This is a genomic window from Streptomyces sp. NPDC031100 (assembly GCF_055570785.1).
Genome location: NZ_JBVIGN010000004.1, coordinates 727,157 through 740,284, shown reverse-complemented (window position 1 = coordinate 740,284; position 13,128 = coordinate 727,157). Strand labels below are relative to the sequence as shown.

General features: G+C 70.1%; 12 protein-coding genes and 1 pseudogene. 5 read left to right on the top strand and 8 right to left on the bottom strand.

Features of this window, described 5'->3' with window-relative positions; genetic code table 11:
* Positions 1–90: 90 nt before the first annotated feature.
* The 6 genes from ACZ5DS_RS15305 to ACZ5DS_RS15280 all read right to left on the bottom strand — a co-directional run bounded on the left by ACZ5DS_RS15305 (position 91) and on the right by ACZ5DS_RS15280 (position 6,996).
* The gene (locus tag ACZ5DS_RS15305; RefSeq protein ID WP_468237926.1) at positions 91–888 is read right to left on the bottom strand and encodes a maleylpyruvate isomerase family mycothiol-dependent enzyme; all 798 of its coding nucleotides are present in this window, start codon (positions 886–888) and stop codon (positions 91–93) included.
* Positions 889–911: 23 nt separating this feature from the next.
* Positions 912–1,934: an ABC transporter ATP-binding protein gene (locus ACZ5DS_RS15300; RefSeq protein WP_468237924.1), complete on the bottom strand. Its 1,023-nt coding sequence runs from the start codon at positions 1,932–1,934 to the stop codon at positions 912–914.
* Positions 1,934–3,535, bottom strand: a complete 1,602-nt coding sequence (locus tag ACZ5DS_RS15295; RefSeq protein ID WP_468237921.1) for an ABC transporter permease — start codon at positions 3,533–3,535, stop codon at positions 1,934–1,936. Before ACZ5DS_RS15295 ends, ACZ5DS_RS15300 begins: the two co-directional genes overlap by 1 nt.
* Positions 3,536–3,576: 41 nt before the next feature.
* The gene (locus ACZ5DS_RS15290) at positions 3,577–4,686 is read right to left on the bottom strand and encodes a thiamine ABC transporter substrate-binding protein (RefSeq protein WP_468237918.1); all 1,110 of its coding nucleotides are present in this window, start codon (positions 4,684–4,686) and stop codon (positions 3,577–3,579) included.
* A 214-nt stretch (positions 4,687–4,900) separates the two neighbouring features.
* Complete coding sequence (gene rlmN / locus ACZ5DS_RS15285) at positions 4,901–6,007, bottom strand: dual-specificity RNA methyltransferase RlmN (protein WP_468237915.1); 1,107 nt, start codon at positions 6,005–6,007, stop codon at positions 4,901–4,903.
* A 380-nt stretch (positions 6,008–6,387) separates the two neighbouring features.
* Complete coding sequence (locus ACZ5DS_RS15280) at positions 6,388–6,996, bottom strand: TetR/AcrR family transcriptional regulator (RefSeq protein WP_468237912.1); 609 nt, start codon at positions 6,994–6,996, stop codon at positions 6,388–6,390.
* Positions 6,997–7,123: 127 nt separating this feature from the next.
* Here ACZ5DS_RS15280 and ACZ5DS_RS15275 point away from each other — a divergent pair, with 127 nt between their 5' ends.
* On the top strand, positions 7,124–7,885 hold the full coding sequence (locus ACZ5DS_RS15275) for an SDR family NAD(P)-dependent oxidoreductase (RefSeq protein WP_468237909.1): 762 nt from the start codon (positions 7,124–7,126) through the stop codon (positions 7,883–7,885).
* A gap of 236 nt (positions 7,886–8,121) precedes the next feature.
* Here the strand turns inward: ACZ5DS_RS15275 and ACZ5DS_RS15270 are convergent, their stop codons facing one another.
* Complete coding sequence (locus ACZ5DS_RS15270; RefSeq protein ID WP_468237906.1) at positions 8,122–8,388, bottom strand: hypothetical protein; 267 nt, start codon at positions 8,386–8,388, stop codon at positions 8,122–8,124.
* Between the two features lie 582 nt (positions 8,389–8,970).
* On the opposite strand from ACZ5DS_RS15270, the pseudogene ACZ5DS_RS15265 reads away from it, so the two are divergent.
* Positions 8,971–9,177: pseudogene (locus tag ACZ5DS_RS15265) on the top strand (IS481 family transposase); the annotation flags it as partial.
* Between the two features lie 142 nt (positions 9,178–9,319).
* Positions 9,320–10,498 carry a CapA family protein gene (locus ACZ5DS_RS15260; protein WP_468237904.1) on the top strand — a complete coding sequence of 393 codons (1,179 nt, stop codon included), beginning with the start codon at positions 9,320–9,322 and terminating at the stop codon, positions 10,496–10,498.
* A 1,006-nt stretch (positions 10,499–11,504) separates the two neighbouring features.
* On the opposite strand, the gene ACZ5DS_RS15255 is transcribed toward ACZ5DS_RS15260, so the two are convergent.
* Positions 11,505–11,726 (bottom strand): hypothetical protein, encoded by a 222-nt coding sequence (locus tag ACZ5DS_RS15255; protein ID WP_468237901.1) that lies wholly within the window; start codon positions 11,724–11,726, stop codon positions 11,505–11,507.
* A 234-nt stretch (positions 11,727–11,960) separates the two neighbouring features.
* Between ACZ5DS_RS15255 and ACZ5DS_RS15250 the strand changes: the two genes are divergently transcribed.
* On the top strand, positions 11,961–12,290 hold the full coding sequence (locus tag ACZ5DS_RS15250; protein ID WP_468237898.1) for a deoxyxylulose-5-phosphate synthase: 330 nt from the start codon (positions 11,961–11,963) through the stop codon (positions 12,288–12,290).
* A complete protein-coding gene (locus ACZ5DS_RS15245; RefSeq protein ID WP_468237896.1) occupies positions 12,287–13,081 on the top strand; it encodes an SMI1/KNR4 family protein in 795 nt (264 codons plus the stop codon). Before ACZ5DS_RS15250 ends, ACZ5DS_RS15245 begins: the two co-directional genes overlap by 4 nt.
* Positions 13,082–13,128: the final 47 nt, after the last annotated feature.

Here is a 13,128-nt window from a genome sequence, read left to right as displayed (position 1 = left end):
GGGGGAAAAAACACCAACAACCCCCCCCCCCCCCCCCCCCCCCCCCCCCCCCCCCCCCCCCCCCCCCCGGCGCCCCCCCCGCGGTCGTGTTCAGCCGAAGCTCGCCCGCTGGAGCCAGAACTCCAGCACCTCGCGGTCGCCCAGCACCTCCAGGCCGGGGGCGTCCAGCGGCAGCCGCCGGTAGAAGGCGAGCAGGACCGGGACGAGCGGGCCGCGCAGGGCGACCGTGGCCTTCTCGTGGCCGCGCCGCCAGCGGATGCCGTCCGCGCCGAACTCCACCAGCCACTCGGCGTTCAGGGCGGGGTCGGCGTCCGTGGCGTGGAGGTGGATGGTGCGCGTGGGCCCGTCCAGGCGGTAGGCCTCTTCGTGGCCGCGGAACTGCTGGAGGAACAGGGCGATGTCCAGCCACTCGTCGAGTGCATCGGCGGCGATCTCGGGCGCCACCTCGTAGGGCACCTGGGCGGTGAGCGTCGCGTCGGCGCGGTGGATGGTGATCTCGTGGGTCATACGGCGGGCCCAGAAGCCGGAGGTCGCGGTCCCCTGCCAGCTCCACACCTTGGTGTCCGGCCCGGCCTCGCGCAGCGCACCGACCACCAGCTCGCCGCTCTTAGCGAGCCACGCGTCCAGGGCAGCCGCGTCGCCCCGCTCCTCCGGTCCCGCGCCGAGCGGCACCTGCTCGTGCGGGATGTTCTCCTCGGCCCGGCTGCGCACCAGGGCGTCCACCCAGCGCAGGGCACGCCCCATATGGCGTACGAGCTGTTCCAGGGTCCAGTCCGGGCAGGTCGGCACGGTGGCGGACAGATCGGTGCCGGAGGTCAGGACGGCCCTCAACTGGGCGACCTGGTGGGCGATTTCGTCGCAGTAACGGTCATGTGCGAGCAAAGTCATAGCCTCACCCTAAGGCGCGGTGATCACGCGAGAACGACGATTTCGGCCACGTCGAACTCGACCCCCACCTCGGTGCCCGTCTCCGGCGCGTCCCGCAGCGCACAGGCGGCCTCCAGGCGCGGGCCGCCGTCCCGGGGCTGGAGGTGGACGGCCACGTGGGTGCCCCGGAAGGTGCGGGCGGTCACCGTGCAGGGCAGGCCCTCGTCGGCGGCCACCAGCCGTACTCCGGCGGGCCGGACCAGCAGCTGCCGGGTGCCCTGGGGTGCGCCGTCGGGCACGGGCAGCTTGCCCCACGGGGTGTCCGCCGCCGCACCCGCCACGGTCGCCGGGACCACGTTGTCGAAGCCCAGGAAGCGGGCCACGAACGCGTCCGCGGGCCGCTGCCAGACCTCCAGCGGCGTCCCGGACTGGGCGATGCGCCCGTCCCGCATCACCACCACCCGGTCGGCCAGCGCGAAGGCCTCGCCCTGGTCGTGGGTGACGGCGAGCACGGTCGTACCCAACCGGCCGAAGAGATCCCTCAGTTCGACCACCAGCCGTTCCCGCAGCGAGCGGTCGAGCTGGCCGAGGGGCTCGTCCAGCATCAGCAGCCGGGGCCGCGGCGCGAGGGCCCGGGCGAGGGCCACACGCTGCTGTTCACCGCCGGACAGCCCGGCCACGGCCCGCCGGGCCGCCCCTGGCAGTCCGACCAGCTCCAGCAACTGCCCGACCTCGGCGTCCCGTCCGCCCTTCGGCACACCGTGCATCCGCAGCCCGAAGGCCACGTTGCCGCCGACGTCCCGCTGCGGAAAGAGCTGGTGGTCCTGGAACATCAGTCCGACGCCGCGCCGGTGCGCGGGCACGCCCGCCTGGTCCCGGCCGTCGAGCAACACCCGCCCCGAGTCCAGCGGTTGCAGCCCGGCCACCGCCCTGAGCAGCGTCGACTTTCCACTGCCGCTGGGTCCGAGGACACACACCACCTCGTGCTCGGCCACATCGAGGTCGACCGCGTCGAGCACGGGCCGCCCGCCGAAGCGCACGGTCGCGGTCGCAAGGCTCAGCAGCATCAGAACTCCCCCGTCCGGTCGGTGCGCAGGCGCTCCAGGACCAGCAGCGCGGCCGCGCACACCGCCATCAGAATCGTGGACAGGGCCATCGCCTGCCCGTAGTTGAGGTCCCCGGGCCGGCTCAGCAGCCGGGCCACGGCGACCGGGAGCGTCGGGTTGTCGGGCCGGGCGATGAACACCGTCGCCCCGAACTCCCCGAGGGACACGGCGAAGGCGAACCCGGCCGCGATCAGCAGCGCCCGCCGCACCAGCGGCAGATCGACCTCCCGCCACACCCGCCAGGGCGAGGCCCCGAGCACGGCCGCCGCCTCCCTGAGCCGTCCGTCCACCGCCCGCAGCACGGGCAGCATGGTCCGTACGACGAAGGGGGCGCCCACCAGCGCCTGCGCGAGCGGGACGAGGATCCAGGACTGCCTCAGATCCAGCGGGGGTTGGTCCAGCGCGATCAGGAAGCCGAAGCCGACGGTCACGGCGGAGACGCCGAGCGGCAGCATGAGCAGCGCGTCGAAGCCGCGCATCAGCCGTCCCGCGTCCCTGCGGGCCAGCGCGGCGGCCGCGAGTCCGCCGATCAGTACGGCGATGGCGGTGGCGGCGACGGCGTACTCGAGGGAGGTCCACACGGCGTGCAGCGGCGCCACGAGGAAGGTGCCGCCGTCGGCGTCGGTCAGGGCGCGGTAGTAGCCGAAGCCGGGTGCGTCGAGGGAGCGCCGTACGAGCACGGCGAGCGGCAGGACCAGCAGCAGGGCGATGGTGAGGAGGACCCCGGCGAGCAGGGCCCACTGCCCGGCCCCGCGCGGCCGGCGGGCGGTCACCTTCGGGTCGACGAGGCGCAGGGCGGTCTCCCGCCGCCGTACCGTCCAGGCGTGCACGGCGAGGATCGCGCCCACGGCGACGAACTGGACGAGGGTGAGCACGGCGGCCGTGGACAGGTCGAAGACCTCGGAGGTCTGCCGGTAGATCTCCACTTCGAGGGTGGAGAAGGTGGGGCCGCCGAGGATCTGGACCACGCCGAAGGAGGTGAAGGTGAACAGGAACACCATCACCGCGGCGGCGGCCACCGCGGGGACGAGGGCGGGCAGCGTCACCTTCCGCCAGGCCCGCAGCGGGGACGCGCCGAGCATCCGGGCAGCCTGCTCCTGCCGGGGGTCGAGCTGGGCCCACAGCCCGCCGACCGTGCGGACGACGACCGCGTAGTTGAAGAAGACGTGCGCCAGCAGGATCGCCCACACCGTGGTGTCCAGTCGTACGCCCCACAGCTCGTCGAGGAGCCCGCCACGCCCGACGAGCGCGAGGAACGCCGTACCGACGACCACGGTCGGCAGCACGAACGGAACCGTGACGACGGCCCGCAGCAGCTGCTTGCCCGGGAAGTCCAGGCGCGCGAAGACGTAGGCGGCCGGCAGGGCCGGCAGCAGGGTGAGCACGGTGGAGGCGAGCGCCTGCCACGTGGTGAACCACAGCACGTGCCGGATGTCCGGCTGGGTGACGACGTCCGCCATCCGCCCGAACTGCCAGGCGCCGTCCGCCTTCAGCCCGCGCACGACGATCGCGGCCACGGGCCAGGCGAAGAAGACGGCGAAGAACGCGACGGGCAGGGCCATGAGCCCCAGCCGCGCCGCGCTCCCTCGCGCCGTCCCCTCGGCTACTTCAGTACGAGCGACGTCCACGCCTTGACCCACTGGTCGCGGTTGGCGGCGATCTTGCCGGGTGCCATGGTCTCGGGGTCCTTGGCGGCCGGCCCGTACTTGGTGAAGTCGGCCGGCACCGCGGCGCCCTGCACCACCGGGTACACAAACATGTTCAGCGGCATGTCCTGCTGGAACTCCTTGGAGAGCAGGAAGTCGATGAACGCCTTGGCACCCTTGGTGTTCTTCGCGTTGCTCAGCAGCCCGGCGAACTCGATCTGCCGGAAGCAGGTGCCGGTCGCGACGCCGGTCGGGGCGGTGCTGGGCCGCTTCTTGGCGTAGATCACCTCGGCGGGCGGGGAGGAGGCGTACGACACCACGAGCGGCCGGTCGCCGCCCGCCTTCTTGCCCTCGGACGAGCCGGAGAACTCCTGGCGGTAGGCCTGCTCCCAGCCGTCGACGACCTTGACGCCGTTGGCCTTGAGCTTCTTCCAGTAGCCCTGCCAGCCTCCCCCACTTTCGGCTTCGCTCGAGCGGGAGGTGCCCCCATCGCCGAACTGCGCGGCGCTGCCCAGCAGGAAGCCGAGGCCGGGCGAGGCGGTGGCGGCGTTCTCGGTGACGAGGAGGTTCTTGTACTCGGGCTTGGCGAGGTCGGCGAAGGTCTGCGGCGGGGTCAGCTTGTGCTCGCTGAAGTAGGCCTTGTCGTAGTTGACGCAGATGTCGCCGTAGTCGACGGGCGTGACCCGGTGCTTGCCCTGGTCGAGCTGGTAGGCGGCGCCGACCGTGTCGAGGCCCTTCGCCTGGTACGACTGGAACAGCCCGTTGTCGAGGGCCCGGGACAGCAGGGTGTTGTCGACGCCGAAGAAGACGTCGCCCTGCGGGTTGTCCTTGGTCAGGATCGCCTTGTTGACGGCCTGCCCGGCGTCGCCGTCCTCGAGGACCTTGAGCTTGTACCCGGACTGCTTCTCGAAGTCCTTCTGCACGCTCTTGGAGAGCGCCCACGAGTCGTGGCTGACGAGGGTCACGGTCTTGGAGTCCGCGGCGCCCTTGGTGTCCGTCGATCCGCACGCGGACAAGGTGAGCAGGCCGAGGCCGACCGCCGCGGCCACGAGGGTCTTGGTGTGCACGTGAGTGTCCTCCTGGGGGTTGGCCAGGAAGAACGCGGCCCCGCCCGGTCCTTGTGAGAGGAATCCGGGCAGGGCACGACAGCTTGAGTGATGACCGAACTTCCTACCCAGAATGACCTGGGCAAGGTTCAGAGGGTCTGCGGCCCGATTGCCGCACTCTCAGCGCTGTGGCGCTCCCCTGTCGGAATATGAAGATGTGGTTGAGGTGGCCAGATTACCGCTCGGTGGCCGCGAGCTGACCACAGGCTCCGTCGATCTCCTGCCCCCGCGTATCCCGGATGGTCACGGGCACCCCGTGGGCCGCAATGGCCTCCACGAACGCCTTCTCGTCCTCCGGCCGCGAGGCGGTCCACTTCGACCCCGGCGTCGGGTTCAGCGGAATGAGGTTGACGTGCACGGGCTTGCCCTTGAGCAGCCGCCCGAGCCGGTCACCGCGCCAGGCCTGGTCGTTGATGTCGCGGATGAGCGCGTACTCGATCGACAGCCGACGCCCGGACTTCTCGACGTACTCGAACCCGGCGTCCAGCACCTCGCGCACCTTCCACCGCGTGTTCACGGGGACGAGGGTGTCGCGCAGCTCGTCGTCCGGCGCGTGCAGGGAGATCGCGAGCCGGCACTTGAGGCCCTCGTCGGCGAGCCGGTGGATGGCGGGCACGAGCCCGACCGTCGACACCGTGATGCCGCGCTGGGAGAGCCCGAGTCCGTCCGGCGCGGGATCGGTGAGCGCGCGGATGGCTCCCACGACCCGGTTGTAGTTGGCGAGCGGCTCCCCCATCCCCATGAAGACGATGTTGGACAGCCGCGCCGGCCCACCGGGCACCTCCCCGTCCCGCAGCGCCCGCATCCCGTCGACGATCTGATGGACGATCTCGGCGGTGGACAGATTCCGGTCCAGCCCCGCCTGGCCAGTCGCACAGAACGGACAGTTCATCCCGCATCCCGCCTGCGAGCTGATGCACATGGTCACCCGGTCCGGGTACCGCATCAGCACCGACTCCACGAGCGTGCCGTCGAACAGCCGCCACAGCGTCTTGCGGGTCGTCCCCTCGTCGGTCGACTGATGCCGCACGACGGTCATCAGCTCCGGGAACAGCGCCTCGCGCAGCTTGTCCCGCGAACCGGCCGGGATGTCCGTCCACTGCTCGGGGTCGTGCGCGTACCGCGCGAAGTAGTGCTGCGAGAGCTGCTTGGCACGAAACGGCTTCTCCCCGATCTCGGCCACCGCGTCCTTGCGCTGGGCGGGCGTGAGATCGGCAAGGTGCCGCGGCGGCTTCTTGGCTCCGCGCGGGGCGACGAAAGTGAGTTCTCCGGGCTTAGGCATGGCTGTACCAGTGTCGCAGATCCAAGTGGATGACCTGAGGTTGTCGCTTCCGGCACCTGTCGTCAACGGTCGTCGCAGGTCGTCACTGATCGCCCTCCTCCAGGAGCGAGGTGCGGCGAGCGTGAGGGATCCCACAAGCGATCCGACCGCTGGCGCCGGGGCACCAAGAGGGCTATCTTCGACAGGGAGAACGACCGGTCTTCCTACCTAGTGGGATGCTGTCTCTCGGCCTTCCGTGCGGGACCGCCTCCAGGTACAGGAGTGCCAGTGGGTTCCCGGCGCACACCGACGAAAGATCACAGGGTTCCATGAAAGCAATCCGTGCCCCGGCCTGGCCGGAGCCCCGCAGAGGCCGCCGTCTCGCGCCCTTCCCGACGGGGTCAGCTCCCCGACCGGATCAGCCGGACCGCGTCCAGCAGGGTCTTGTGCGCGGCCGACCAGTCATCCAGGTAGCCGGCTGCCATCGCGCCGTCGTACAGCATCAGCAGTGCACCGGCGGCCGACTTCGGGTCGGCGTGACCGAGCCGGGTGAGCAGATCCTGGAAAAGGGTGCGGATCCAGTCCCGGTGGGACGTCACCAGGCCGCGGACCGGATGGTCGGCGTCCGGGTACTCGGCGGCCGCGTTCAGGAACGGCGATCCGCGAAATCCGCGCTCGCGGGCATGCTCGGAGATCGCCTCGAAGATCAGGTCGATCGCCGCCGCGGGCGGGTGCTCGGCGGCCAACGGTTCGGCCACCTGCCGGTAGTAGGCGTCCTTGGTCAGCAGATAGGCCACGACCAGGTCGTCCTTGGAGGCGAAGTGGCGGTAGAAGGTCGCCTTGGTCACCCCGGCCTCGGCGATCAACCGCTCCACGCCGATCGCGCGGACGCCCTCGTAATAGAACAGCCGCGACGCAGCCCGGACCAGGCGTTCGCGGGGCGGTAGTTCTCCCTCGCTCTTGATCTCTTGACGTGCGGCGTTGGTGGTCTTCTGCCCAGAGCTGCTCACTTCCCCATTGTGCCCTTGGCCCGGCCTTGAGTGGCCTCCACCCTCGTACGGCCCTGCCCATAGGGCCGTCCTCCCCTACCCGTGCGGCCCGCAGCAAACGTGGCCGCTCATCGAAAGGTTTGAACCCATGACTCGTCGTCTTGAAGGAACCGTCGCCCTGGTCACCGGAGCCTCCAGCGGTATCGGCCACGCCACCGCACTGGAGCTTGCCCGCGAGGGCGCTTCCGTGGCCCTGGTCGGCCGACGCGAGGACCGCCTCACCGATCTCGCCGGGGAGATCACCGCCGCCGGTGGAACGGCCCTGGTCGTGCCCGCCGACATCACTGATGCCCAGGCCGCCGCCGAAGCGGTCGAGCGGACCGTCGAGGGCCTGGGCCGCCTGGACACGCTGGTCAACAACGCCGGCCTCATGCTGCTCGGGCCCGCCCCCAGCGCGGACCTGGACGACTGGCGCCGCATGATCGACATCAATCTCATGGGGCTGATGTACAGCACCCACGCGGCGATTCCCCACCTGATCAAGGCAGCCGCCGAGGAGCCGCGTCATATCGCCGACATCGTCAACATCGGCTCACTCGCCGGCCGCGGCGCCTTCGCCATGTCCGCCGTGTACTGCGCCACCAAGTTCGGCGTCGGCGCCTTCAGCGAGGCCCTGCGTCAGGAACTGGCACGCCAGCACGTGCGCGTGTCCGTCGTCGAGCCGGGTAGCGTCGACACCGAACTGCGCACGCACAACACGGCCGTCGTCCAGCAGCAACTCGCCACCGCCATCGGCGAGATCGATCGGCTGCAGAGCCAGGACATCGCCGACACCGTCGGCTACATCGTCACCCGCCCCCGACACGTAAATGTCGCCGAACTGCTCGTCCGCCCCACCGAGCAGATCTGAACACCAAGCCCGTGGTCGACTGCAGGACAAGCAAGGAGCCATCACGGCTGCCAACCCCCCTCTTGCCAGAGCCCAGACCATCGTCCGTGTCTGCCTGCTGCTGACAACCGCCGTCATGATCGCGGACGGACAGACCGGCACCTACAGGCCAGAGGGCCCGTGTGGCTGTGGTTGCTGTACCTCGCTGCTGTACCTGCACAGGCTGCATCGGCCTCATCTCCTAGCCTCGCGCCGCCTTATGTGGGTTCGGAGACGCCGCTCCAGCGTTGCTCATCAGGACTAGCGCCAGTGATCACAAGAATGATCTCCCGGACAAGCAATGCCAGGGCAGTCCACACGTCCCTGGCACGCTTCATGATCCTCTTGACCTCGTCGGGGTGGTCCTGCACCCACTTCTTTGCGGCCGTCGCCAACCTATATGCCTCCTCGACGGCTATGGCACCAAGGCGTCGGACGGCGCCCTCGATGGCCATGTCAATGAGCTTGTCCCTGGAGTAGGCCACTTCGTCCTCCTGGTTGCTTGCCCACGTTCTTCCCGTGGCAGATATGTCCAAGCGGCGCGTGCCAGAAGTACGGAAGCGCGCCGGAGTTCACCGGGGGCTCGCACCTGGCGAGAGCGTGACATCGGCAACCCAACGAGGTCGGGGAAGGCTCAATGGTCGAGTCCCGCCCCCATCAACCAACCACTCTCCCCAGCTCCCCCCGCACGCCGCACTCGGCCGGCACTCGCGAACGGCGCCTCCTCCATAGTGTCGGCCCGCCTCCTGTTCACGAACACCGCGAGCGGACTTGTCTGGCGCGGCAACTTCAACATCCAGGAGCGGAGGCCCGCTCTCGCGGCGGCTGGCTTGATCGCCGAGGCCGGGGAGGATGGCGAGAAAGGCCGTGGATGGGGTGCTTCTCCCGGCCCCGCGCGAGTCTGACGGCCCAGAGACGGCCCAGTGACCCACACCAGGCCCCCCATCCGCGCCGAACGCGCTGGTAGGGGGCTTATTGCTGCCCAACTACTGCCAGTTCTCCGGGCTTAGGCATGGCCTTAACAGTGTCGCAGTTGACACCGCTTGCCTCGGCCCGTGCTGGTGGAGCTGAGCGTGGTCGAGCAGCGGTATCACGCGGCGATGGAGGTTGCCGCGGGGGTTCCGGTCACTCAAGTCGCTGCCCGGTATGGGAGGCGGTGGTGTGTGAGTTACGGCGTCGGCATCCCGAGCCGGGGTCCGCGCAGGCTGGTCCACGAGTTGGAGCGCAGAGGCACCGTGCCGGTGCCCTCCCGGGCAACGGTCTACGCCTTGCTGGACACTACGCAGGCCCGCCCGGCTCGTGGCCGGTGCTGCGAGGCGGCGCGGACGGCGTCGAGCAAGAACGGGAACGCCGTCGGGAACACGCCAGCCGATGACCCTCCGTGAAGTAACGGTGTCCGCTTCGTAGCATGAGCCAATGATCAGGTCCGTCGGACAGCGCCCCCAGCAGCGGCGCGAGCGGCAGAAGCCGGTGCGCCGTCACCTCCTGTGCGCCCTCGGTCTGGTCGGGACCGGCGTGGTGGTCGTTGCGGCGTTCGTATTCCGCGCCGGCTCCGAGGACGCAGCCTCCATCGGCTCCGCGCAAGCCCCCCAGCGGACGTCCGGGACCGCGGCGTCCGGTGCGCCGGCGGCGCCGCGCCCTGCCGGCAACGTGCGGATCGCCGCCGTGGGAGACATCGTGATGGGCTCGCTGCCGGACGACCTGCCGCCGGATGGCGGCGCCTCGTTCTTCGACCCTGTCGACGACCTGCTCGCCGGCGATGTGGTGCTTGGGAACCTGGAGGGCACACTCACCACCGGCGGTTCCAGCAAGTGCGATGACAACGACAGCCCGAACTGCTTCGCGTTCCACGCCCCGCCGTCCTACGGCCGCTGGTTCAAGAAGGCCGGGTTCACGGTCCTGAACATGGCGAACAATCATGTCGACGACTTCGGGGCGGAGGGGCGGCGCGAGACGTTCGCCGCCCTGCGCTCCGTGAACCTGCCGTTCACCGGCCGCCTGGGTCAGATCACCATCCAGCGGCCACATGGCATCCGGGTCGCACTGATCGGGTTCGCTCCCGACCGAGGGGCGAACGACCTCACGAACATCCCCGCCGCAAAGCGCCTCACCGCCCGCGCCGCAACGATGGCGGACGTCGTGATCGTCATGATGCACGCCGGCGCGGAGGGCTCGGACCGCACCCATGTAGAGCCCGGCACCGAGTACTTCCTCGGTGAGGACCGTGGCGACAGCTACCGCTTCAGCCGTGCGGTGATCGACGCCGGCGCCGACCTCGTCGTGGGCAGCGGCCCGCACGTGATGCGGGGAATGGAGTTCTACAAGGGCCGACTGATCGCCTACAGCCTGGGGAACTTCTCCGGGTACAAGGTGCTCGGCCTCGGCGGCACACTCTCCACCAGCGGCGTGCTGCAACTGACCCTCCGCTCCGACGGCACCTACGTGTCCGGGCGCCTGCGCCCGACCCAGATCGTGGAGCCCGGCACGCCGGAGCCGGGCGGCGAGGCGATCGACCTCGTCTCCAGCGTGTCGGAGGAGGACTTCGGCGCGCACGCCGCCCACATCTCGGCGGACGGGACGATCCAGCGCCCGTAGCCGGGCGCCGGCGCCGGCTCGGCCGCGGCTGTGCCAGGAGGTGGCGGTCCGCAAGTCCGGCGAACACAACCGCCGGAAGATCGTCCAGGGCAGACGTCAAGCATCACAAGGACTTCGACCGGCGCGTCGGCTTCACCTACACCGTCCTGTCGGACCCGGGGACGACGTCATCGGCTGTGTCTACGTATACGGCTCACGGTATACGGCTCATGCCAGGAGCCCGGTGTTACCGACGTCCGCTCCTGGGTCCGCGCGGACCATGCTTCCCTCGACGCCGAGCTCTACCGTGTCGTCAGCGACTGGCCGGCCCGCGAGTGGCCCTTCGAGCGCGTGGCCTACGCACCTCGCTGAGCCATGCGATCCGCGCCGCCACGCGGCCCGGAGAGCAGCAATCAGAAGGCCCGCACGGCACGTGCGGGCCTTCAGATCTGGTTCATTGGTGCGGGACTTGAAGCTTCTTGGGCGTCCGCCGCTCGGCGTCTGCGTCGTCACGCGGTGGGACACTCACCGCTCAACGGTCGATCGCCGGCAGGTCCGTTGTCAGTGCTTGCGTCTATGGTCTCAAGCGCGCGGTCGGTTTCCGGGGGTTCCAGCTCTGAAGGGAATGGTTGCATCCCCGGCCTGTCTGGGGGTGGCTCGGAGACTCGTCCGGGCCTAACCGACGGTCGGGCTTCGTCGATGGCCAGAGGACGACCTGTCAGCACCGGCCGCGCACCCCCTCTCCCGTGGGCGTGGCCGGGCGCACGTTGCGCACTCCGCTAGGCAGCCTTGGGCCGCGCCGCCCCGCGGCCCGGGGAGGGCTCCTGTGCATCCTCGGACCAGAAGGTCTCGTCTTCTCCGAAATCCGGGGCCTGGAAGGGATTTATGGTCGGAGGCGGCGATACTGCAGCGGAACGGCGGGGTTGCCCTTCCAGGGCGGAGAACAGCGACGTCGGGTCGATGAGAGGTCTGCCTTTCGTTGCAGGTCCCTGATGGGGCCTGGCGTGCCGTGAGAGGCACAGAGGTCCTACAGCTTGGTCATCTTGGCGTACGGGCTCAAGATCCGCATCTGCGCCGAGCCGAAATCCACGAGCGCCGCGATTCCTTCCTCGATGCCGACCACTCGGCCGAGGCCGTACATGTCATGTGTGACCTGGTCGCCCATGGCGAAGTGCTTGGGAGCCGGTGTGACCGGGGCCTTGAAGGGGCTGGTAGGCAAATGACGCTTCGGTGCCGCAGGCTTTGTCATAGCTCAGTATGAGCCTACGTGAATCCCGCTCGCTGTGGCCGTCGGCACAGATCCACACGGGAACAGCCGCGTCACGCCACTGACCTGGTGTTTCGAGATCCGCTGAGGCTCCAGAATCTGGCACGGTTGTGGCACCGACCTCAGCCGACGATCGACAGGGCGGCCCCGGCCGTCGTCGCTGCCGGGTGCCGGAAACCGCTTGGCCGGGATCCCGGGTCTCCCTAGGCTGGCCGCATGCCTGCCGCCAAGACCTCGTACGTCTGTCTGTCCTGCCGCGTGTCGTACAAGCAGTGCTACGACCCGTGGCGGGAGCGGACCTGTCCGCGCTGTGCGGGTGCGCTGATGTACGCGGGCTCGGCCCTCGCCACGCCGCGGAGGCGGGACCGGGCCGCCTGGCGGACGCTCACCGTGCTGCTGAACGCGGGCGTCGGTTTCCACAAGAGCTGCTGCGGCGGCCCCGGCTACCGGCCGCGCACCCGGCGCGAGGTGCGTGAGCGGCTCGCGTACGCCCGCCGTACCGGTGAGCCCGCTGAGAGGGCGCTGCGCCGGGTCGAGCTGCCGTGACGGGTCTGGAGGCGCTCACCCGGCTGGCCCCGCCTCCGGAGCCGCCGGTCGACGCGCACGGGGACTGGGCCGCAGCAGAGGCGCAGCTCGGGGTGCGGCTGCCCGCGGACTACAAGCTGTTGGCCGGGACGTACGGCTGGGGCGAATTCTGCGACTACTTGTATCTGCGCACGCCGTTCGGGACGAGTCCTGACAACGGCCTGGAGCGGTACGACGGCCTGCTGGTCTGGGGCGCCACGATGGGCGCCGACCGGCTGTGCTGGCGTACCGACGGGGATCCCGAGGAGTGGCCGGTGGTGGTCGTGGGCCGGGGCTCCGGGCGGGAGGAGTTCGGGCCGGGCGCGGTCGCGTTGGTCGAGGGCTGGGTGGCGGGGCGGGTGCGCTCCGCGGTTCTGGCTGACATGGAGCCGGGCCTAGCGCCCTGGTTCAACGCCTTCCGGCCTCGTCTGCAACGGTGTCTGCGGCTGTCCGAGGGCTCACGGCCGTATGCCGAGCGGCTGCGGATCCTGCGGGACGTGCTGGCCCCGACCGTGGACCGGGGCTCGTGGCAGTCCGAGGACGGCGAGCAGGGTCAGGAGCACTTCGCGACCGGCGACGCGGACTGGCACCTCACCTACGACCGCTCCCGCCCGCACCAGATCCGCGTCTCCTTCCCGCCGGGGGACCGCAGAGCGGCCCGCGACCGTCTCTTCGCCGCCGTACGCCAAATGGGCTGCACGGTCCTGGAGATCACCACCGCGGACGGCCGGCCCCTGCCGGACTGGGACGCCGACGACGTCCAGGCCGAATGAAGCATCCGTTGCCGGGTACGACAACGGGCCCCGCCCTGCGCTGAGGA